The organism is Microvirga aerophila (genome assembly GCF_003332305.1).
GTDB classification, from domain to species: Bacteria; Pseudomonadota; Alphaproteobacteria; order Rhizobiales; family Beijerinckiaceae; genus Microvirga; species Microvirga aerophila.
Map to the genome: position 1 here is coordinate 1 of NZ_QOIO01000062.1, position 21,027 is coordinate 21,027.

Consider the following 21,027-nt stretch of genomic DNA (forward strand, 5'->3'; position numbering starts at 1 on the left):
AGACGGACGAGAACTACGGCTCTTTCGTTGCTCTTGCTCTGAGCTTCATCCTCATCAAATCCGTCCACACGACCTAGGCTGCAATTCCGAAAAAATCAGGCGCTATTACTGACATCTGAGCCTGGGTTAGCGCTGGCTCGCTCGCTTAATGATCCGCTCGGCCCCTTGTACATCCTCTATGTCAGCTGTGATCAGGTTAACCGTTAGCAGGAGCCCATCTGTGTTCACCGCAATATCGCGTTTGCGGCGCTTCACCTTCTTGGCCGCGTCGTAACCGGCTCCACCTGGAGCCGAGGGGCCTTGACCGTCTGGCTATCGATCACGCCTGCCGTTGGGCTTGCCTGCCGACCAGCCAACTCCCGGCCCAACATGAGGGCAACATCGTGTAGGGTCTGGAACACAGACGTCGCACGAGCGTCGGAACCACCAATACATGCTTTGCTAAGGCACGAACTGATGCGGCAGCATGTGTCAACCACAGCCAGTCTGGGCCAGATAGCGGATGGTATCGGGGATCTCACGCAAGTTCGCCTTGGGTTTGCGTCTGCGCCCGGCGGATTGAGGCAGGATAGGCGTGAACTTCCCCCGTCCCTGATCGATTGGGTCGGTGGGATAGCGCCGTCGCTCAAAGGCTTCTGGCGCCCACGATGCCCTTTCGTCCACATGCCGCCCATGTGGACATCACACTACCCCAACTTGACCCCATGCGACATTCGCAACGGGCACTTACAAAACTACCTTCAGATGGATTGCACGAGTTGGTCGATGCTGGCTTTGGCATCGCCGTAGAACATGCGGGTGTTGTCCTTGTAGAATAGCGGGTTCTCGATCCCGGAGTACCCGGTCCCCTGCCCGCGCTTTGAGACGAACACCTGCTTGGCTTTCCACACCTCCAGCACCGGCATGCCGGCGATCGGGCTGTTCGGATCCTCCTGCGCGGCCGGATTGACGATGTCGTTCGAGCCGATGACGATCACTACATCCGTCTTGGCAAAGTCCTCGTTGATCTCGTCCATCTCCAGTACAAGGTCGTACGGCACCTTGGCCTCGGCCAGCAGCACGTTCATGTGCCCCGGAAGCCGACCGGCCACTGGATGAATGGCAAAGCGCACCTGCTTGCCCTTGGCTCGTAGCCGCCGCGTCAGCTCGGAGACGGACTGCTGCGCCTGGGCCACTGCCATGCCGTAGCCCGGCACGATCACGACGCTGTCGGCCTCTTCCAAGGCGGTCGCCACGCCTTCGGCATCGATGGCGATCTGCTCGCCAGCAATGGCCATCACCGGACCCGTGGTCGCCCCAAAGCCCCCTAAGATCACGCTGATGAAGGAGCGGTTCATGGCCTTGCACATGATGTAGCTCAGGATCGCACCCGAGGAGCCTACCAGCGCGCCGGTGACGATCAACAGGTCGTTGCCGAGGGTGAAGCCGATGGCTGCTGCTGCCCAGCCCGAGTAGGAGTTGAGCATCGACACCACCACCGGCATGTCGGCCCCGCCGATGCCCATGATCAGGTGGTAGCCGATGAAGAACGCCAGCAGGGTCATCCCCACCAGTGCCCAAATGCTCGCCCCGTTGACGTACAGCACCAGCAGGATGAGCGAGAGCAGCGCCGCGCCGGCATTGAGCCCATGGCCCCCGGGCAGCTTCCTGGCCTTGCCGTCGACCTTGCCGGCGAGCTTGCCGAAGGCGACGATGGAGCCGGTAAACGTCACCGCACCGATAAACACCCCCAAGAACACCTCGACCTTCAGGATCGCGATCTCCACGCCGGTCTTGTGCGCCAGCACCCCGGCAAAGCCGGTCAGTGCCTGACGCGAGGTCTCATCCAGGGCGAGCACGCGGGTGAGCTCGAGATCGGCATTGAAGCCGATGAGCACGGCCGCCAGACCCACAAAGGAGTGCAGCGCCGCCACCAGCTGCGGCATCTCGGTCATCGCAACCTTCTTGGCCACGTACCAGCCGATGACCGAGCCGATCACCAGCATAACGGCAATGACCGCATAGTTGCCCACACCGGGACCGAACACCGTTGCTGCAACGGCCAGGGCCATGCCGGCTATGCCGAACCAGACCGCCCGCTTGGCGCTCTCCTGGCCTGAGAGGCCACCGAGCGACAGGATGAACAGGACAGCGGCCGCCACATAGGCCGCAGAGACGATACCAGCGCTCATCGGACGATCCTCACGACTTCTGGAACATGGCCAGCATCCGGCGGGTGACCAGGAAGCCGCCGACGATGTTGATGGTGGCGATCAGGAAAGACAGAGACGCCAGGCTCACCACGAGCCAGTGGCTGGAGCCGACCTGCAAGAGCGCGCCGAGCACCACGATGCCGGAGATGGCGTTGGTTACCGCCATCAGCGGCGTGTGCAGGGAGTGGCTGACGCTCCAGATCACCTGGAAGCCGACGAAGCACGCCAGGGCAAAGACGATCAAGTGCGCCATGAAGCTCGCTGGCGCATAAGCACCCACCAGCGCGATCAGCAGGCCGCCGGCGACGAGCAGACCCACCTGATTGCGGGTCTGGGCCTTGAAGGCGGCGGCCTCCCCTGCCCTCTTCTCCTCCGGGGTGAACTCCGTCACCTTCTCCTTCGGCTTGGCGGCGGCGATCGCCGGCACCTTCGGTGGTGGTGGTGGATAGGTGATGGCGCCCTGGTGCGTGACCGTGGCGCCACGGATCACGTCATCGTCCATGTTATGGACGATCACACCGTCCTTGCTCGGCGTCAGGTCCGCGAGCATGTGGCGAATGTTGTTGGCATAGAGCGTCGAGGCCTGGGCGGCCATGCGGCTGGGGAAGTCGGTGTAGCCGATGATGGTGACGCCGTTCTCCATGACGACCTTCTCGTCCGGCACGGTCAGGTCGCAATTGCCGCCGCGCTCGGCCGCGAGATCGACAATCACCGAGCCTGGCCTCATCGCCTCGACCATGTCCTGCGTCCACAGCTTCGGTGCGGGCCGTCCGGGGATCAGGGCGGTGGTGATGACGATGTCGATCTCGGGTGCGAGTTCGCGGAACTTGGCGAGCTGCTTCTCGCGGAACTCCGGGCTGGAAGGCGCAGCATAGCCCCCGGTGGCAGCCCCATCCTGCGCCTGCTCAAACTCGAGGAAGACGAACTGCGCGCCCATGGATTCGATCTGCTCGGCCACTTCCGGGCGCACATCGAAGGCGTAGGTGATTGCACCAAGGCTGGTCGCCGTGCCAATCGCCGCCAGACCAGCCACACCAGCACCGACCACCAGGACCTTGGCGGGCGGCACCTTGCCGGCGGCCGTAATCTGGCCGGTGAAGAAGCGGCCGAAGTGGTTGCTGGCCTCGATCACAGCACGGTAGCCGGCGATGTTGGCCATGGAGGAGAGCGCATCCATCTTCTGGGCACGCGAGATGCGTGGCACCATGTCCATGGCAATGACGGTTGCGCCCTTCTCCCGGCAGAATTCAAGAAGCTCAGGTGTCTGGGCCGGCCAGAAGAACGAGATCAGGGTCTGCCCCTCGCGCAGCATCGCGGCTTCCGCCGGCTCGGGAGCGCGTACCTTCACCACCACGTCGACGGTTTCGAATACTGCATGGGCGGACGCCAGAACGTCAACGCCAGCCGCGGTGTAAGCGGCATCAGAGAACCCGGCCTTCTCGCCTGCTCCTGCCTCGATCACACAGGCATGCCCCAACTTCTGCAGCTGGAGCGCAGAGTCGGGCGTCAGCGCCACTCGGCTCTCGCCCGCAGAAATCTCTCTCAGTGCTCCGATCTTCATCCTCTAACAGTCCTTTTGCAATGCGGATGGAGGGGTGTGGCTCCTAACGAACAATACGTTTAAGGCACTGGTCACTTGGCAGACACGGGGTACGATTTAACCCTCGTTCAGCCTCTAACATGACACTCGTCCACTCTTAGCGGGTCGGAACCGGCTTCTCGCCACGATAATCATAGAAGCCGCGTTTCGTCTTCCGGCCGAGCCACCCGGCCTCGACGTACTTCATCAAAAGTGGGCAGGGGCGATACTTAGGATCACCCAAGCCATTCTGCAGGACCTGCATGATCGACAGACAGGTGTCGAGGCCAATGAAGTCGGCCAACTGCAGCGGTCCCATGGGATGATTGGCGCCGAGCCGCATGGCTGTATCGATCGCATCCACTGAACCCACCCCTTCATACAGTGCGTAGATCGCCTCATTGATCATGGGCAGCAGGATGCGATTAACGATAAAAGCCGGATAGTCTTCCGAAACCGTCACCGTCTTTTTGAGGCGACCGATGAACTCCTTCGCCGATTCGAAAGTCGGATCCTCGGTGGCGATGCCACGGATCAGCTCGACAAGCTGCATCACCGGTACCGGGTTCATGAAGTGGATGCCGATGAACTTCTCCGGTCGGTCGGTTGCGGCCGCCAGGCGCGTAATCGAGATCGACGAGGTATTGGTGGCGAGCATCGCATCCGCGCGGAGCGAGGGGCTGACAGCGGTGAAGATCTTGCTCTTCACCTCCTCGTTCTCCGTGGCAGCCTCGATGACGAGGTCGCAGATGGAGAGATCAGTATAGGAACGCGCCGGCGTGATCCGCTCAAGCGCCGCCTGGTGATCAGAATCGGAGATTACCCCCTTTGAGACCTGGCGCGCAGTACTCTCACGGATACTCGCCAAGCCAGCGCTTATCCGATCCTCCGAGAGATCGTTGAGCCGGACGTTAAACCCCGCGAGCGAGCAGACATGGGCGATGCCGCTGCCCATCTGTCCAGCTCCAATGACACCAACCGTTTTGATTTCTATGCTCATCGTAACCTGCCAATCAACGTTCATGCTGCTCAAGACGGTTCGAGCAGTTGTACTGCCTCTACCGTTGCTTCGGACCTTATTGACCAGCTCTGGTCAACTCATCCTTCAGTTCGGGCAGGATCGTGAAGAGATCGCCGACGAGGCCGTAATCGGCCACCTGGAAGATCGGAGCCTCCTCGTCCTTGTTGATCGCCACGATCACCTTGGAGTCCTTCATGCCGGCCAGGTGCTGAATCGCGCCCGAGATGCCCACGGCGATATAGAGGTCGGGCGCAACCACCTTGCCGGTCTGCCCCACCTGCCAGTCGTTGGGGGCGTAGCCCGCATCCACCGCAGCCCGCGAGGCGCCCATGGCGGCGCCGAGCGAGTCGGCGATCGGCTCCAGGTACTTGGTGAAGTTCTCCGAGGAGCCGAGCGAGCGGCCCCCTGAGATGATGATCCGGGCCGAGGTCAGCTCCGGCCGCTCGGACTTGGCGATCTCCTCGCCCTTGAAGCTCGAAAGCCCCGAATCCTCGGCCGCATTCACCGCCTCGATGGCGGCAGAGCCGCCCTCGGCGGCTGCCGGGAAGGCGGCGGTGCGCACGGTGATCACCTTCTTGGCGTCGGTGGCCTGCACCGTCTGGATGGCATTGCCGGCATAGATCGGCCGCTCGAAGGTATCGGGCGACACCACCTTGATGATGTCCGACACCTGCATCACGTCGAGGAGCGCCGCCACGCGCGGCATCACGTTCTTGCCCTTGCTGGTGGCAGGCGCCACAAGGGCGTCGTAGGAGCCCGCGAGCGACACGATGAGCGCGGCGGTCGGCTCGGCAAGCTGGTGCTCGTAGGGAGCGGCGTCGGCCAGCAGCACCTTCTCCACGCCTGCGAGCTTGGAGGCGGCCTCGGCAGCGGCGCGGGCGTTGGAGCCTGCCACCAGCACATGCACGGGGGCTCCCAGGGCTGCCGCGGCAGAGAGTGCCTTGTGGGTGGAGTCCTTCAGCTGAGCGTTGTCGTGCTCGGCAATCAGCAATGTGGTCATCGTCTCAAATCCTCTCAGAGCACGCCGGCTTCGACCTTGAGCTTCGAGACCAGTTCGGCCACGGAACCCACCTTCACGCCGGCCTTGCGGCCGCCGGGCTCGACGGTCTTCACCACCTTCAGGCGCGGCGCCACATCGACGCCGAGGGTCTCAGGGCTCGTCTCGTCCAGCGGCTTCTTCTTGGCCTTCATGATGTTGGGGAGCGACGCATAGCGCGGCTCGTTGAGGCGCAGGTCCGTGGTGACGATGGCGGGCAGCTTGAGGCCCACCGTCTGCAGGCCGCCGTCGACCTCGCGGGTTACGTCGATGGAGCCCTCGCCCATAGCGACCTTGAACGCGAAGGTGCCCTGCGGCCAGCCCAGCAGGGCCGCCAGCATCTGGCCGGTCTGGTTGGAATCGTCGTCGATGGCCTGCTTGCCCAAGATGATGAGGTCGGGCTTCTCCTGCTCGACCACCTTGGCCAGGATCTTGGCGACGGCCAGCGGCTCCACGGTGGCGTCGGTCTTGACCAGGATGCCGCGGTCGGCGCCCATGGCCAGCGCGGTGCGAATGGTTTCGCCTGCCTGTTGCGGGCCGATGGAGACGGCGACGATCTCGGTGGCCTTGCCCTGCTCCTTGAGGCGCACGGCCTCCTCGACGGCGATCTCGTCGAAGGGGTTCATGGACATCTTGATGTTGGCAAGCTCCACGCCGGAGCCGTCCGGCTTCACCCGGATCTTCACGTTGTAGTCCACAACCCGCTTCACACACACAAGAAGCTTCATTCGTCCGTCCTCCCTTTCAATCCGGAACGTTCTGCGGCGTACTATCCTCGGGCACTACATCTGTATGTACGAGCGGATATGCCCGCCGGACGTGTATCGCTTCTCCACCACGACCACGAAGATGTTGGCCCTCGCTTCGGCAGACTGCAGCTTGAGCTGGATCAATACCAACCCTTGCCGATCAGGCCCATGTGGAGTCATTCAGCACCTCATCTGTGTGCTCGCCCAGGCGCGGCGAAGGCCGTCCTGCCGCCATTGGCTGCCCATCCATAACGATGGGCGAGCGAACATTAGGAATGACTCCGCCTTTGGCGGCTTGGGAAGGCAGATCGATCTTCATGCCCCGGACGATGACTTGAGGATCGGCAAAGACATCGGCCACCGTGTTGATGGGGCCCGCCGGAACGCCCTGCTTTTCCAGATCCGATAGAAGGGCATCGCGGGTCGTCTTGAGAGTGAGCTCTGTCAGGATCGGCACGAGCTCGGCCCGGCGCCCGACCCGGCCCGCATTGGTGCGGAAGCGGTCGTCCTGGGCTAATTCAGGCTTTCCGAGCACGGAGACGAAACGGGCGAACTGCCCGTCATTACCCACGGCCACAATCACGTGGCCGTCTGCGACGGGAAAGACTTGATACGGCACGATATTGGGATGGGCGTTGCCCATGCGCCGGGGCGATGTGCCGGACGCCAGATAGTTCATGGCCTGGTTCGCCAGCACGCTCGTCTGCACGTCGAGGAGCGCCATGTCGAGATGCGCCCCCTCCCCCGTCGCATCGCGCTGGCGAAGGGCAGCCAGAATGCCGACGACGGAATAGACCCCCGTGAAGATGTCCACATAGGCAACGCCGATCTTCTGCGGCTCGCCGTCGGGATCGCCCGTCAGGTCCATGATCCCGCCCATGCCCTGGATCATGAAGTCGTAGCCAGCGCGCGAGGCATAGGGCCCGTTCTGGCCGAAGCCGGTGATCGAGCAATAGACGAGACGCGGATTGATGCTTTTGAGGCTCTCGTAATCGAGGCCATATTTCTTGAGGCCGCCGACCTTGAAGTTCTCGACGATTACGTCCGCATGCGCCGCAAGCTTGCGCACGAGTTCCTGGCCTTCCGGTGTTTCGAAGTCGGCCGCGATGGAGCGTTTGCCGCGGTTGCAGGAATGGAAGTAGGCCGCCGAGAGATCACCGCCATCGGCCGCCTGCACGAAGGGAGGCCCCCAGCCGCGGGTATCGTCGCCGGCACCGGGCCGCTCCACCTTCACCACGTCGGCGCCGAGGTCGGCCAGCAACTGACCAACCCAAGGGCCCGCGAGGATGCGGGCGAGTTCGAGGACTTTCAGGCCTTCGAGCGGCTTTGTCATCACTGTGGTCCGCCCTTGTTAGAAGAATGCCTGCAGACCGGTCTGCGCACGGCCCAGGATAAGGGCGTGCACGTCGTGGGTGCCCTCATAGGTGTTCACCGTCTCCAGGTTCTGCGCATGGCGCATCACATGGTACTCTTCCTGGATGCCGTTGCCGCCGTGCATGTCGCGGGCGACGCGGGCGATCTCGAGCGCCTTGCCGCAGTTGTTGCGCTTGACCAGCGAGATCATCTCCGGCGCCACGCGGCCCTCGTCGAAGAGGCGGCCGACGCGCAAGGACGCGTGGAGGCCGAGCGTGATCTCGGTCATCATGTCGGCGAGCTTCTTCTGCACGAGCTGGGTTGCGGCGAGCGGCCGGTCGAACTGCTTGCGGTCGAGCGTGTACTGACGCGCCCGGTGCCAGCAATCCTCGGCGGCGCCGAGCGAGCCCCAGGAGATGCCGTAGCGGGCGCGGTTGAGGCAGCCGAAGGGGCCCTTGAGGCCCTGCACGTTCGGCAGCAGCGCATCCTCGCCCACCTCGACATTGTCCATGACGATCTCGCCGGTGATGGAGGCGCGTAGCGAGAGCTTGCCGCCGATCTTCGGCGCCGAGAGGCCCTTCATGCCCTTGTCCAGCACGAAGCCGCGGATCTGGTTGTCATGGGCCTCCGACTTCGCCCAGACCACGAACACGTCGGCGATGGGGGAGTTGGAGATCCACGTCTTGGAGCCGCTGATGCGGTAGCCCCCGTCGGTCTTGACCGCACGGGTCTTCATGCCGGCCGGATCCGACCCCGCATCGGGCTCGGTGAGGCCGAAGCAGCCCACGAACTCGCCGGAGGCCAGCTTGGGCAGGTACTTCCGGCGTTGCTCCTCGGAGCCGTAGGCATAGATCGGGTACATCACAAGGGAGGACTGCACGCTCATCATGGAGCGGTAGCCGGAATCCACCCGCTCCACCTCCCGGGCCACGAGGCCATAGGCGACATAGGACGCGCCCGCGCCGCCGTAGTCCTCCGGCAGGGTCACGCCCAGCAGCCCGAGCTCGCCCATCTCGTTGAAGATGGCGCGGTCGGTCTTCTCCTCGCGGTAAGCCTCTATCACCCGCGGCAGGAGCTTGTCCTGGGCATAGCCCCGGGCGGTGTCGCGGATCATGCGCTCGTCATCGGTCAAAAGGTCGTCGAGGAGGAGCGGATCTTCCCATTGGAGCTTCGCGAGTTCCTGTTTATTACCAGACATGATGACCTTCCTGTTCGTGAGATATCGCGGGTGTCGATAGTGGATCGTGAGAACCATTGAATTTGAGCGGCAAAATCCCTTCGAGCAGCGAAATTGTATATTGAAATCTTCGCAGCAGGTTATTCTCGAACAGAATGAACAGGTTTCTTCACCGCGGCTCGAGTGGCCTAACCGAGACTATCGTCCGGGTATCTGCGGAACCTGGTCACGGCAGGTACGCTCTGCAACTCGTCGTCGAAAAATGCGCTGGCATCCTGTGCCAGCATTTCCTCGGGCCTAGCTTGCGGCCTTAATTCCGAGCGCCGCCTGCGCCGCCGTTACGGCTGTGGCCACGCACTGGAGGATCGGCGGTACTTGGAAAAGGGGCACGCCCTCCTCCGCGGCCAATATCCCTGTGAGGAGAGTTCGGCACCCATCTTCAGGTGTCATTACTCCGCCTTAAAGCCCGATGCTTCCACGATCGGTTTCCACCTCTCGCGTTCGGTGCGGATAAATTCGGCAAACTCCTGCGGCAAGGTCGAGAGGGGCCGGCACTCCAGCCGGGTTAGCATAGCCTGCAGCTCCGGATGCGAAATGGCAGCCACAATCGCGCTATGCAGGCCCTCAACAATCGGCATGGGTGTCTTGGCGGGCAGCAGGAGACCGAACCATTCCTCCATCACCATTTCCTTCTGGCCAAGTTCCATGAAGGTCGGCACCTCCGGGAGGCTCGCTAGACGTTGTGCTGATGAAACCGCCAGAATTCGCATCTGACCGGCGCGATGGAACTCCGCCACGTCGCCTACCTGCACCACGATGCAAGGGACTTGCCCTCCTCTCACATCCTGCAATGCCGGCGCGGCACCGCGATATGGCACGTGCTGCAGCTGCAGGCCTAAGTTTTCGGCCATTTTGGTGCCGAAGAAATGCGGGCCGGCCCCAGCCGCAGGGCTTGCAAACTGCACTTCGCTCTTCTGCTGGCGTGCCCACTCAACGAACCCGGCAAGATCCCGCGCTGGGTGGTCGGCATTTACAGCGAAGGCGTAAGGAGAGGCACAGATCGGGCTTACCGGAATAAGGTCGACCAGTGCGTCGTAGCGGATCGTCTTTGGGTATACGTGCGGGAAGATCGTCAGCACGTTTACGGGCGTCATAAGGATCTGAGTGCCATCCGGTGAGGCGGCCTTCACCGCCTCGACCCCCATGCGCCCTGCGGCGCCAGCGCGATTTTCGACGATGAGTTGCGGCGCATATCTGCCGCGAAGGCGTTCCCCGCATAGCCGCGCGATGGTGTCGGTCGGGCCACCTGCAGGAAATCCAACGATGATGCGCGCATTAGCATCAATGGTTGTCCCTTGCTGGGCGGTGGCCTGGCGAGCTTGTATCACGCTGAGCGTTGCTGCCGCGATGATCCCGCCAAGCGCGTCCCGGCGAGTAACTCCTTTTGCCGTCATGGGTTGTTCCTCCGCTTGAATAATCAGCCACTCGGGCTCATTCTCAATTTCTAACGTCTGCTATTTCGGAAGAACGACATATTTTCGAAAATTACGCAACCGAAAAAGGAAAGTCATGGCGCAACTGTTTTCCTGCGGAGCGCCCAATTAGGTTCGACCGCGGTCCACTATGATACTAAGTTTCAGTTGAGGCTCGGGTTAGTTGAATGAAGCACGGCTTAGGGCTGAGCCGACATACAAACGCCATTGGGACGTGACCGGACACCAGCATCAAGTGCGTGGTGACGACCAACCACTTGAAGACAAGCTTGTCCTTAACCTTAAGACTTCAAGAATGCAGGCCGCTGCCTGCTTGGGTGCGTGAAAGCATCACGGCCGCAGGCACACACAGCAGCCCTCACGAAAGGGCATTTCCGCGCCGCGAAGCAAGATTACCAAGTCCCTTCAGAGAGGCTGTCGAGCTCTACTTTGTACATGGTGCAAATTGGCTCACATTCACTTAGCCAAAGCTGCCTTAGCGGTCATGTGCAAGGCAGGCCTGTCGAAGTGCTCCGCGGCATAGGTCGCTACGTTGTCAGCAGTGTCGCGGATGTGTTTCTCAATAAGTTTGACAGCCAAATCAGTATCACGGCCCACCGTCGCCGACATGAGAGCCCTGTGTTCACCCACTTTGTTACGGTCATATGGACGGTATGTTGCAGAGACACTTCGATACCGCTCGGAACGATCAAAGAGGGAATCGTGAATTGCCAACAAAGTTGGCGACCCGCAGGCACTGATCAAAGCCTGGTGGAACTCTCTGTGAGCACGGCGCCAGTTGAGATCTTCGCCAGGGGGCGTCTTTATGCGCTCCTCAATCCGGTTGAGCCGGTGTAGCGCCGATATGATGCCGATTTCCCACTCGTCGTCGCCCTTGGCAATCGCTTGCCGTAGCGCCTCGATCTCGATTAGAACTCGGGTACTGGTGATATCGAATAAGTCATCGAGCGAAATGGGAGCCACACGGAAGCCCCGTTGGCCCTCCGCTGCGACCAAGCCATCCGCCACCAAGGACATGAGAGCCTCGCGGAGCGTGGTGAAGCTCGCACCAAAGCTGGCCCGCAGCGCTTCAAACCGCAACGGCTCACCCGGCGGGAGTCGGCAGCTGAGAATCTCTTCCCGCAGACGGTATGCAATATCCGCGGCGACGGTTTTCCCGAATTCTTTCTGTGCCTTGACGATCTTGAGGTTCATTCTTGTCCTGCGAGACTGTGCTGCCAGTTGCCAACTATGGTACCAAAGTAGCAACCATAGGTGCCGATCACAAATATTTTTGGTCTATAGCCGTTTTTTCGAAACTTGTAAAATTGAATAACATAACCAGCCTCGGTGCATCGGTTTGGCCTACCCCAACCCGTGGTGTGGGAGATCCTTTAGAGGACCACTGGAGGCGATCACTCCAGGAGCGACTGACCCTGATCATTGATGGGCGTCAACAATCTTTCGGATGCTTTGCATTCCGAAAAATTTCGAAATCATGCGTTACCTTATAATTGGGGTTCCTTGTGAGCGCTAAGTTGGGTTCTATCCAGCCCAGTTAAAGAGAGAGCCTGGGAGGAACGGCAGAGAAATTCAGTAAAAGTGGGTTGATTTTCGAAAATCCTGCAAATATGGTCGCCAACAAGGCCGCAAAGGCTGGCCAGCGCCAACAATCTAACAATAGTGATCGGTCCGACGCAGCGGACCGTGAAGGGAGAAACAAATGGATTTGCCAAGCAAGATGAAAGTGGCCCGGATGCATGAGGTGGGTGGACCTCTCATCCTGGAGGAGATCGACACACCGACCCCGGGCGAGAATGATGTTCTCGTGAAGGTCCATGCCTGCGGCATTGTCCCTAATCTCGGCAACATTCTTGCAAACTGGACGACCTGGTTCCCTGACCTTCCGCTGCCCCCGCTGCCCGCCATCTTCGGGCTGGATCCAGCCGGTGAAGTGGTCGCGATTGGCAGCAATGTTTCCTGCGTCGACGTAGGCGACCGTGTGTACGTGAATCCGGCACGCTCGTGCGGGACATGCCGCCATTGCACCAGCGGTGATCCGATCGCCTGCCGCTACTTCACCTTCAATGGTTACTTTGGCTTTTCCGAGCACTCCGAGCGCATGTATCGCAGATACCCTTATGGAGGTATGAGCGAGTATATGACGGCTCCCCCGAGCGCGCTCGTCAAACTCCCGGACTCGATGTCGTATGAGGAGGCTGCGCGACTTGGATATGTGGGTACCGCGTATTCTGGTCTACGCAAGGCACGTGTCGGAGCCGGGACAACCATTCTCATCAACGGAGCGTCGGGCACACTTGGTCTAGGAGCCGTGATCAGCGCGCTTGCCATGGGTGCCAGGAAGATCCTGGGCACCGGGCGCAACAAGGACCTTCTGCAGGCCGTGAAAGCGATCGCGCCTGACCGGATCGAAGTGTTCGGATTGGAGGATGGATCGATCTCAAACTGGGCCAAGTCTCTGACCGAAGGCGACGGCGTTGACGTTGCGATCGACTGCCTCGGGCCCGGAGCGGTTCATGAGACATTTCTTGAGGGCATCTATAGCCTGCGTCGCGGCGGGATTATCGTCGATACGGGTGCTGTTGCCGGAGACGTGCCGATCAACGTCCACTACATGATGGACCGGAACATGAGCCTGATCGGGTCGCTGTGGTTCACGACGCAGGAGGGCCGGGAGCTCGCCAGCTATGCTGAAACGGGCGCTCTCAAGATGTCTGTTTTCGAGCACCACACGTATCCCTTGGAAGATGTCAACCAGGCCATCTCCGGTATTGCATCGCGGAACGGCGGTTTCTCGAACTACGTGATCCATCCATGACATCATCATCCCGTGAGACGTCGGTCGCGCGAGAGAACGATCCAGTTCTCTCTAGCGACCAACACACCTCATACGACGTTGTAGTCGTAGGACTTGGCCCCGTTGGGGCGGCTGCCGCGCAATTGCTCGCGAGGGAGGGATTGACGGTTTTGGCGGTCGATCCGTCGCGGCAGCCCTATGACAAACCTCGTGCGATCGGAATTGATCACGAGGCGCTGCGTTTGCTTCAGAAATTAAGTATTACGGACGAGCTCAGCTTGTATATGGGGCCTTACAAGACCTCGGAGTATCGGTCTGCTGCCGGGCAGGTGTTACGGCGCATCGTGCCTCAGCCTGAGCCGCATCCGCTGTCATGGCCCCCATACTCCACTTTCATTCAGCCAGAACTTGAGCGCCTGCTTCGTGGGAGCTTCGACCGGTGGCCAACACTGGATGTGACTCTTGGATCTCGTGTTCTGACAGTGGAGCAGAACCCGGATGAGGCGAGCGTTACCATCGAAGACGTCGATACTGGGACGAAGCGTCTCGTCACCTGCCGCTACGTCGTGGGGTGCGATGGAGCTTGGAGCCCAGTTCGGGAAGCGATGGGCCTCCAATTGGAGGACTTGAAGTTCGATGAGCCATGGCTGGTTGTCGATGTCTTGGTGAATGAGACCGCGGACCTGCCGGACGCAATCATTCAGTACTGCGATCCGGTGCGCCCCTGCACGTACGTTCGGGGTCCGGCGGACTTGCGGCGCTGGGAGATCATGCTTCTGCCTGATGAAAACCCAACCGACATGGTCGACGAGAAGGTTATCTGGTCGCTGCTTGCAAGGTGGATGACACCCGATCAGGGAAGGATCTGGCGTGCCGCCACCTACCGCTTCCATGCCCTTGTTGGTAAACAGTGGCAACGGGGTCGCGTCTTCATCGCGGGGGACGCAGCGCATCAGACGCCTCCGTTCATGGCCCAAGGCCTCAACCAAGGCTTACGGGATGTGGCGAATCTCTGCTGGAAGATCGGCGAAGTTCTGAAACACGGAGCGGATCCGGCTCTTCTCAAGACCTACGACGAGGAACGCAGACCTAATGCCCGGGCCGTGATCGAGTTGACGAAGACCTTTGGCCAAGTGATCTGTGAGCGCGAGCCAGGCGCCGCAGCGGAACGGGATAAGCGGCTGCTGGAAGAGATGCAGGCCGGGCGTGGTGAAATCGTCCGGCAGGATCTCTTGCCGCCACTTGTCGGTGGGCTTCTCCTCAAGGATGCAACAGGCGGCCATGCACCTGGGACCGGGACCGTGTTTCCGCAGCCCTTGGTAATAACATCCGAGGGCGAGAGGCGCATGGATGACGTGATCGACGCGCGTTTCCTCTTGGTCGCCGAGACGGGCTGGGCTCCGACGGCGCCCGATCGCGTGCTTGCGGACCGGCTCGGCGTCACCTTGGCTTGCGTTGCTGAAGCTCCTGTCGACGGAATCGTCACACTCGCTGACACAAGTGGTCTGATTGAGAGCTGGATGAGCCGCAACGGGGTGAAGGCGGTTCTTGTCCGTCCAGATCACGTTGTCTTTGGCAGTGTTCGTGCAGCCGCCGACGTAAGCGGTCTTCTTGGAGCGCTGGAACATGCTCTCAGGAATCCGGATCGCACGAAGACAGAAGCTGGGCCCGACCAGATGTCCGAAGTGCATTAGCGCTCGAGAGAACTCGATCTGCAGCGAACAAGATACGCCTCTAAAGTGCGAACGCTGGATTTTGTTGGGGAGGAGAAAACAATGGCGACAAGACGCGTAGTGACGGGCACGGTTAATGGTAAAGCGGTTTTCCTGAGCGACGGTCCAGTGCCGACCGAGCATGAATACCAGACGCTCCCTGGGCATCGAACGTCCATATGCTGGGCCACGCTCAAAGACCCCTCCTCGGAGCCGGTTACGGAGGCCGCGCCAGTGGGAGTTGGTGCCCTTCCGCTGCCGGGTGAGACACGGCTCCTGATCGTTCATTTTCCGCCGGCCTCTGTGATGTTTGGTCCCGGATTCGATCCTGCCGGAGCAGATTCAGAGCAGAGGAAGCACCTGCCAGGTCTGGCGGAAACCTTTGAGCCGGATGCTCCCGGAATGCATAGAACATGCTCGGTCGACTACAATATCGTGCTCGATGGCAGCATCTGGCTTGAGCTTGATGATGGGAACGAAACAATGCTGAACCAAGGCGATGTCGTGATCCAGCAGGCGACACGGCACGCGTGGCGTAACAAAGGCGATCGTCCCGCAACCATGGCCTTCGTGCTCGTGGGAGCTAGCGAGAGCCGTTAGGGGTCTGGCATCCAGCTTAGTGAGAGCACGTTCAATGGCCAGGTTTCCCGCGAAATGCGCGCGAGTGACCTGGCGGGGCGAGCCCCTTAGAGGCAGCCCTGTGCTGAGTAAGGACCGAGACGTATTCCGATGACCAGCTCCTGAAAACCATCGGCTATGTCCAAGCCCGCTTCAAACAAATTGTCGGCGTGTACGATTACGTTCCTGATTTCATTGCCGCGAGAAGCGACAGTGTCCGCAGAGGAGATCACGTGAAACTGGCTAGCTTCGAGACGGCTGAAGGAAATGGCTACGGGGTGGTTCTTGACGACGCGATCATTCCGCTCAACAGGGGTGTGGGTGTGCCGCAGGACCTGAAGTCCTATCTTGCGATGTTAGCTGCACAGCAGACAGCTACAGTTCCGAATGAGCCTGCGATTCCCCTCAGCGCAGTCCGGCTGCTGCCCCCCATCCCTAATCCTGGCAAAGTATTCTGTGTCGCCACGAATTTCCACGAACCCTCGCGTGAGGGCAAACCAGTACCAGAGTATCCGCTGCTCTTCACGCGGTTCGCCGACAGTCTAACGGGACACGAAGCCCCCATCCTGAAGCCTACCCGCTCCGATCATTTTGATTTTGAAGGGGAAGTTGCAGTGGTGATCGGCATGGCGGGATACCAAGTGCCTGAGGAAGCGGCGATGACACACGTCGCCGGCTATTCCTGCTTCAATGACGGCAGTGCGCGTGACTGGCAGAAGCATTCCTCACAATTCACGCCAGGCAAGAACTTCTATCAAAGCGGGTCCTTTGGCCCGTGGCTCGTCACCGTTGATGAAATCCCTGACCCAACCCGCCTAGCACTCGAAACGCGGGTGAATGGCGCCGTGAAACAGTCGATCACTCTCGATCGGTTCATCTTCGGGATCCCGTGGTTGATCTCTTACATCTCGACCTTTTCCCCTCTATCCCCGGGCGATGTCATCGTTACTGGGACACCTTCGGGCTTCGGTTCAAGTCGACAACCTCCCGACTTCCTGTGTCCAGGTGATGTGATTGAGGTGGAGGTGTCTGGCATCGGTGTTCTGCGCAACATTGTGGCGGCCGAGGATGGACGTAAAATTTCGAAATAGACAGAATTTTCGAAAATACTTGCTACCGGTAGACAATCTAGGTATTACGGTCGCAACAGGCATATGCGAAGATCTCGGGAGAACGCCTAATGACTCACCTGGTGCATGCCCTTGGGCATATTAAGCTCAACACGAACCGGATTGAGGATGTCGTCCGAGACTCGACTGACATTCTCGGCCTACGCGTCACGCGTGAGACGGCAGATCAGGTTTGGCTCAGTTCGAATGGCCGGTCAGCAGAACTCGTTCTGGTGCAGGCTCAGGAGAACTCGTGCCATACCATCGGACTTGAGGCGCTTACCGCCGATGACGTTCGTGCAGCCGCGGCCCGGGTTGCAGAGGCCGGCGGCCAGATTCTGTCGGAGGAACCGAGCCTGGATTGTTGGGATGCAGGCGTCACCTTCAAGACGCCCGAAGGTCTGCGTTTCGAGATCCATACGCCTGCTCGCGATGACATGTATCGCCCCCGCTATCAGACTTCAGGGGTCGGGCCACGGCGCATTGACCATGCTAACCTGATCTCGCCCGACCCGGTCGCAACGCGTGAGCAGCTCACTGCGATTGCCGGAATGCAATTGTCCGAGCGCATCGTGAACGATGGTCTGTCCTGGATGTATGCTGGCAATCGCCAGCACCACATCCTGGGCGTGGTCAAGGGCACGGCTCCTGGCCTGCACCACTATTCCTTTGAGTTCCCTGAGTTCAACATGTACTGCCGTCTTGGCGATATTCTTGATCGCTATGACCGCCAGCTTGTCTGGGGGCCAGGACGGCACCGTCCGGGTGACAACACCTATGCTTACTATCTCGACTCGAGCGGCTGTATGGTCGAGTGCTCCGGTCCCATGGCGGTGGTGGCCGACGATGTCCACTTCACACCGCGCGTGATCACCAATCTGGAGCGTCCCGGGAACGTGCGCGACATGAACGTCTGGGGTTCGCCTGCCCCGCTAGAGTGGCGCGAGCATTTCCATCCATTCCAGTCGCTCTCCTAAACGGAGGCGGACTGACGGCTTCCGTCGACGTGGGATGAATGGGCCGTCGTGCCCCAGGATCGGACGCAAGGAGTTATACGATGCAAGAGAAGGTCACTTTCGAATCCGATGGCCTTAAGCTCTCAGGCGTGATTCACATTCCTGACGGCTATAAAGGCGAACCGTTGCCAGCCTTTATCGTCTGCCATGGCTTCGTCGGCTCCAAAGACGAAAGCCACGCTCAAGTCCAAGCCGAGATGATGGAAACCTTCGGCTATGTGGCGCTTCGCTTCGACTTCCGCTGCTGTGGTGAGAGTGAAGGAGAGCGGGCTCAGGTCCGCTGCTTCGATCAGGTAGCAGATGCCAAGAACGCTCTGACTTGGCTCGCAAAGCGGCCCGAGGTTGACCCCAAGCGGATCGGCATCACGGGTCACAGCTTTGGCGCGGCCGTGTCGGTCTATACCGCCGGCGTGGATGATCGCGTGGCCTGCTGCGTCTCCTCCTGCGGCTGGGGCAATGGCGAACGCAAGTTCCGCGGGCAGCATCCGACCGAGGAATCCTGGAACAAGTTCATCGGCATTTTGGAAAAGGGCCGCGAACACAAGCAGGAGACCGGTCAGAGTCTCTGGATGTCACGGTTCGACGCCGTTCCAATTCCTGAGGCTCTCCGTGCAAATCTCTCCCCCAAGGCCATCATGGAAATCCCAACAGAAACCGCTTGGTCGATGATGAACTTCCGGGCCGATGATGTGGTTGCCAACATCGCACCGCGCCCGCTACTCTTGTTCCACACTGCGAACGACATCATCACGCCGACGATCGAGTCCATCAGGATGTTCGAAAAGGCCGGACAACCGACCGAACTCATGCTGATCGACACAATGGCGCATTTCCCACTCGCACCTGACGACGCGCCGCGCACCAAAATGATGATGAAGGGCTGGCTCGACAAGTTCTTCCCATCACCGCTCTCGTCCTGAGACCTGGACAGCAAGGAGACCGATGTCATGCCCATCATCCCGGCCGACGAGCTGAGGAGCTTTGCCGCCCGTCTCTTGCAGGCTGGTGGCTTCACCGAAGCGGACGCCATTCAGACCGCCGATCTTCTCGTCTGGGCTAACCTGCGCGGGATCGATAGTCATGGTGTCCTTCGCATCCCGCGTTACATTGAGATGATCGAACAGGGTGTTATGATCTCGGGTGGAACGGTCACCCCCGTGCGTGAACTGGGTGCCGTCACGGTACTCGACGGCGGCAAGTGCCCTGGAGCGGTTGGAATGAACACCGCCGTAAACCGGGCAGAAGTACTGGCGCGTCAATTCGGTATCGGTTGGTGTGCCGCCCGTGCCATCTCCCACGCCGGGGCGGTGGGTTATTTCTCCTCGGCATTGGCCGAACGCGGTCTGATCGGCTTGGTGATGACCGCCTCCAAACCGTTGATGAGCTACTTCGGAGCGAAGGGCGAAGCTCTGTCCACAAATCCGCTGTCCATCGCCGTCCCGGTTGCAGAGGGCGCTGATCCGATCCTACTGGATATGTCCACCGCCGCCGTGGCTCTCGGCAAGATTATGGCGGCGAAGGATGCAGGGAAGCCAATCCCGCTGGGCTGGGCGATTGATGAGACAGGAGCCGAGACCACAGACCCGGATCGGGTGACGGCGCTCTTGCCAATGGCGGGGCCAAAAGGCTCGGGTCTGTCTCTGATGATCGAAGTACTCACGAGCGTACTGGCAGGCAATGCGGTAATCGGGCCGGTGCTGCTGGGCCGTAAGAAAGGTGGCTTCAACGGGCTCGTCATTGCCATCGATCCGACAGCCTTTGGTCCACGTGAGGAGTTTGAGATAGCGGTGAAAGATCTTAGCCAGGCAATCCAAGGGCTAGTTCCGGCTGAGGGTATCGACGCGGTCTTGCTCCCTGGCGAACGTAGTGCCGCGACAGGCCGCAGTCGTTCGGTTAAAGGTATTCCGCTCGCCGAAGGCACGGCGAAACGCCTGATTGAAACTGCCGGCCGCCTTTCTGTTTCAGTTCCTCCAGAACTTGCTTGAACCGGTTGGGGCCGTTTTCCCAGCCACTCCTGCAGTCTGCGCCGCAGGAAGTGGGAAAGGTTGCCCAAGTTCAACAGCTAAGCACTCTCACGCGCTATAATGCGGAAGCCAACGTCAATTGAACGACTCTCACTCTCATTGCCAGCAGCTCGGCGGCGAAGCAGGGCCACGGCCTCGCGACCGATACGAGTCCCGTCAACATCGATCGTGGTCATTGTAGGCCGCATCGCTGCCGCGACCGCGAGATTTCCAAAGCCAATGACTGCTAAATCGTCCGGTATTCGCAGCCCGGCCGCAGAGGCTTCGATCATGATTGCTTGGGCTAACATGTCAGAGCCGCAAATGACGACGTCGGGCCGTCGCTGCATTTCAAGCATTCGGCGGAACACAAGCCTGCCCTGAGAAAAACAGCTCGGCACAGGCATAGATAGCTCGGTTACCTTCGCACCGCCGGCTGCGTTCCAGACGTCAACAAATCCACTCCGCCGCAACCCCGATCTTTGACTGTCTGGAACGACTAGGAAAGGTCGGCGATAGCCGCGATCGAGTATGAACCGTGCGATTTCTTCACCGACAGCGCGATGCGAGAAGCCGACAGCGACGTCGATCGGGTCATCCGGCAGTCCCCAAGTCTCGATCACCGTGATTTGCACACGCCGCAGCCTCTCACGGGTGAAAACATCAGTGAGCTGCCCAGTCAGGATGAGCGCTTCGGCTTGCCGTGCCAGTATGGTATCAATCAGCTCGCCCATGTGAGCATCGTTCGATTTTGTTAGACCCAGCAACGGCATATATCCGTCTTCAGTGAGAGCGCCGACCATTGCCTCAATTGTGTCATTGAAGATGGACTCGGCGATACTGGGAACAAGCGTTGCAATAATACGGCTGCGCTTGGAAGCGAGGCCCCCAGCTAGTAGATTGGGAACATAATCTATAGCCTCGACCGCCTCGCGAACCCGCTCCGCCGTTGAGGCAGTGAGTGCCCCAGGGTTATTCAGGAAGCGCGAGACTGTTGCGGTCGATACCTTCGCTAAGGCAGCAACATCCTCAAGCGTGGCGCGAGAACGTATATCGTTCACTGGACAATTAGCCTTTATAGCGAATGGAACTTAATTACGGCGCCATTGGCGAAAATGGTGCCAATGACTTTGACGGGCGATGATGCCTCGGACGGCGCATGCTCACCGACA

The 21,027-nt window shown here is 60.2% G+C and carries 18 protein-coding genes; 7 read left to right on the forward strand and 11 right to left on the reverse strand.

Going from position 1 to position 21,027, the window contains the following annotated elements:
* Positions 1–740 precede the first annotated feature (740 nt).
* From DRB19_RS24500 to DRB19_RS24540, 10 genes are all read right to left on the reverse strand, one after another.
* Complete coding sequence (locus DRB19_RS24500) at positions 741–2,171, reverse strand: NAD(P)(+) transhydrogenase (Re/Si-specific) subunit beta (RefSeq protein ID WP_114188641.1); 1,431 nt, start codon at positions 2,169–2,171, stop codon at positions 741–743.
* Positions 2,172–2,181: 10 nt separating this feature from the next.
* Positions 2,182–3,753 (reverse strand): Re/Si-specific NAD(P)(+) transhydrogenase subunit alpha, encoded by a 1,572-nt coding sequence (locus tag DRB19_RS24505; protein WP_114188642.1) that lies wholly within the window; start codon positions 3,751–3,753, stop codon positions 2,182–2,184.
* Positions 3,754–3,889: 136 nt separating this feature from the next.
* Positions 3,890–4,771 carry a 3-hydroxybutyryl-CoA dehydrogenase gene (locus tag DRB19_RS24510; protein ID WP_114188660.1) on the reverse strand — a complete coding sequence of 294 codons (882 nt, stop codon included), beginning with the start codon at positions 4,769–4,771 and terminating at the stop codon, positions 3,890–3,892.
* A 76-nt stretch (positions 4,772–4,847) separates the two neighbouring features.
* The gene (locus DRB19_RS24515) at positions 4,848–5,792 is read right to left on the reverse strand and encodes an electron transfer flavoprotein subunit alpha/FixB family protein (protein ID WP_114188643.1); all 945 of its coding nucleotides are present in this window, start codon (positions 5,790–5,792) and stop codon (positions 4,848–4,850) included.
* Between the two features lie 14 nt (positions 5,793–5,806).
* Complete coding sequence (locus tag DRB19_RS24520; RefSeq protein ID WP_114188644.1) at positions 5,807–6,556, reverse strand: electron transfer flavoprotein subunit beta/FixA family protein; 750 nt, start codon at positions 6,554–6,556, stop codon at positions 5,807–5,809.
* A 54-nt stretch (positions 6,557–6,610) separates the two neighbouring features.
* The gene (locus tag DRB19_RS30230) at positions 6,611–6,757 is read right to left on the reverse strand and encodes a hypothetical protein (protein ID WP_162815844.1); all 147 of its coding nucleotides are present in this window, start codon (positions 6,755–6,757) and stop codon (positions 6,611–6,613) included.
* The gene (locus DRB19_RS24525) at positions 6,738–7,910 is read right to left on the reverse strand and encodes a CaiB/BaiF CoA transferase family protein (RefSeq protein WP_114188645.1); all 1,173 of its coding nucleotides are present in this window, start codon (positions 7,908–7,910) and stop codon (positions 6,738–6,740) included. The genes DRB19_RS30230 and DRB19_RS24525 overlap by 20 nt, the downstream gene beginning before the upstream one ends.
* 18 nt (positions 7,911–7,928) lie before the next feature.
* The gene (locus DRB19_RS24530; RefSeq protein ID WP_114188661.1) at positions 7,929–9,128 is read right to left on the reverse strand and encodes an acyl-CoA dehydrogenase; all 1,200 of its coding nucleotides are present in this window, start codon (positions 9,126–9,128) and stop codon (positions 7,929–7,931) included.
* Between the two features lie 428 nt (positions 9,129–9,556).
* Complete coding sequence (locus tag DRB19_RS24535) at positions 9,557–10,561, reverse strand: Bug family tripartite tricarboxylate transporter substrate binding protein (protein ID WP_114188646.1); 1,005 nt, start codon at positions 10,559–10,561, stop codon at positions 9,557–9,559.
* A 495-nt stretch (positions 10,562–11,056) separates the two neighbouring features.
* Complete coding sequence (locus tag DRB19_RS24540) at positions 11,057–11,794, reverse strand: GntR family transcriptional regulator (protein WP_114188647.1); 738 nt, start codon at positions 11,792–11,794, stop codon at positions 11,057–11,059.
* A gap of 508 nt (positions 11,795–12,302) precedes the next feature.
* On the opposite strand from DRB19_RS24540, the gene DRB19_RS24545 reads away from it, so the two are divergent.
* The 7 genes from DRB19_RS24545 to DRB19_RS24575 all read left to right on the forward strand — a co-directional run bounded on the left by DRB19_RS24545 (position 12,303) and on the right by DRB19_RS24575 (position 19,837).
* Complete coding sequence (locus DRB19_RS24545) at positions 12,303–13,418, forward strand: alcohol dehydrogenase catalytic domain-containing protein (protein WP_114188648.1); 1,116 nt, start codon at positions 12,303–12,305, stop codon at positions 13,416–13,418.
* A complete protein-coding gene (locus tag DRB19_RS24550; protein WP_114188649.1) occupies positions 13,415–15,091 on the forward strand; it encodes a bifunctional 3-(3-hydroxy-phenyl)propionate/3-hydroxycinnamic acid hydroxylase in 1,677 nt (558 codons plus the stop codon). Before DRB19_RS24545 ends, DRB19_RS24550 begins: the two co-directional genes overlap by 4 nt.
* Before the next feature lie 420 nt (positions 15,092–15,511).
* Positions 15,512–15,709 (forward strand): cupin domain-containing protein, encoded by a 198-nt coding sequence (locus DRB19_RS31295; protein WP_245439801.1) that lies wholly within the window; start codon positions 15,512–15,514, stop codon positions 15,707–15,709.
* Between the two features lie 251 nt (positions 15,710–15,960).
* Positions 15,961–16,818: a fumarylacetoacetate hydrolase family protein gene (locus DRB19_RS24560; protein ID WP_245439804.1), complete on the forward strand. Its 858-nt coding sequence runs from the start codon at positions 15,961–15,963 to the stop codon at positions 16,816–16,818.
* An 89-nt stretch (positions 16,819–16,907) separates the two neighbouring features.
* On the forward strand, positions 16,908–17,813 hold the full coding sequence (locus tag DRB19_RS24565) for a VOC family protein (protein ID WP_114188651.1): 906 nt from the start codon (positions 16,908–16,910) through the stop codon (positions 17,811–17,813).
* 80 nt (positions 17,814–17,893) lie between these two features.
* Positions 17,894–18,772 (forward strand): alpha/beta hydrolase, encoded by an 879-nt coding sequence (locus DRB19_RS24570; protein ID WP_114188652.1) that lies wholly within the window; start codon positions 17,894–17,896, stop codon positions 18,770–18,772.
* Positions 18,773–18,799: 27 nt separating this feature from the next.
* Complete coding sequence (locus DRB19_RS24575) at positions 18,800–19,837, forward strand: Ldh family oxidoreductase (RefSeq protein ID WP_114188653.1); 1,038 nt, start codon at positions 18,800–18,802, stop codon at positions 19,835–19,837.
* Positions 19,838–19,914: 77 nt separating this feature from the next.
* On the opposite strand, the gene DRB19_RS24580 is transcribed toward DRB19_RS24575, so the two are convergent.
* Positions 19,915–20,916, reverse strand: coding sequence for a LacI family DNA-binding transcriptional regulator (locus DRB19_RS24580; RefSeq protein ID WP_114188654.1), 1,002 nt, complete (start codon positions 20,914–20,916; stop codon positions 19,915–19,917).
* Positions 20,917–21,027: the final 111 nt, after the last annotated feature.

What these genes read in the sequence shown, in the direction of transcription:
- DRB19_RS24515 (WP_114188643.1), bottom strand. Translation starts at nt 5,792, where the DNA reads ATGACCACATTGCTGATTGCCGAGCACGACAACGCTCAGCTGAAGGAC.
- DRB19_RS24540 (WP_114188647.1), bottom strand. Translation starts at nt 11,794, where the DNA reads ATGAACCTCAAGATCGTCAAGGCACAGAAAGAATTCGGGAAAACCGTC.
- DRB19_RS24520 (WP_114188644.1), bottom strand. Translation starts at nt 6,556, where the DNA reads ATGAAGCTTCTTGTGTGTGTGAAGCGGGTTGTGGACTACAACGTGAAG.
- DRB19_RS24575 (WP_114188653.1), top strand. Translation starts at nt 18,800, where the DNA reads ATGCCCATCATCCCGGCCGACGAGCTGAGGAGCTTTGCCGCCCGTCTC.
- DRB19_RS24510 (WP_114188660.1), bottom strand. Translation starts at nt 4,771, where the DNA reads ATGAGCATAGAAATCAAAACGGTTGGTGTCATTGGAGCTGGACAGATG.
- DRB19_RS30230 (WP_162815844.1), bottom strand. Translation starts at nt 6,757, where the DNA reads ATGACTCCACATGGGCCTGATCGGCAAGGGTTGGTATTGATCCAGCTC.
- DRB19_RS24565 (WP_114188651.1), top strand. Translation starts at nt 16,908, where the DNA reads ATGACTCACCTGGTGCATGCCCTTGGGCATATTAAGCTCAACACGAAC.
- DRB19_RS24535 (WP_114188646.1), bottom strand. Translation starts at nt 10,561, where the DNA reads ATGACGGCAAAAGGAGTTACTCGCCGGGACGCGCTTGGCGGGATCATC.
- DRB19_RS24505 (WP_114188642.1), bottom strand. Translation starts at nt 3,753, where the DNA reads ATGAAGATCGGAGCACTGAGAGAGATTTCTGCGGGCGAGAGCCGAGTG.
- DRB19_RS24570 (WP_114188652.1), top strand. Translation starts at nt 17,894, where the DNA reads ATGCAAGAGAAGGTCACTTTCGAATCCGATGGCCTTAAGCTCTCAGGC.
- DRB19_RS24550 (WP_114188649.1), top strand. Translation starts at nt 13,415, where the DNA reads ATGACATCATCATCCCGTGAGACGTCGGTCGCGCGAGAGAACGATCCA.
- DRB19_RS24530 (WP_114188661.1), bottom strand. Translation starts at nt 9,128, where the DNA reads ATGTCTGGTAATAAACAGGAACTCGCGAAGCTCCAATGGGAAGATCCG.
- DRB19_RS31295 (WP_245439801.1), top strand. Translation starts at nt 15,512, where the DNA reads ATGCATAGAACATGCTCGGTCGACTACAATATCGTGCTCGATGGCAGC.
- DRB19_RS24500 (WP_114188641.1), bottom strand. Translation starts at nt 2,171, where the DNA reads ATGAGCGCTGGTATCGTCTCTGCGGCCTATGTGGCGGCCGCTGTCCTG.
- DRB19_RS24525 (WP_114188645.1), bottom strand. Translation starts at nt 7,910, where the DNA reads ATGACAAAGCCGCTCGAAGGCCTGAAAGTCCTCGAACTCGCCCGCATC.
- DRB19_RS24545 (WP_114188648.1), top strand. Translation starts at nt 12,303, where the DNA reads ATGGATTTGCCAAGCAAGATGAAAGTGGCCCGGATGCATGAGGTGGGT.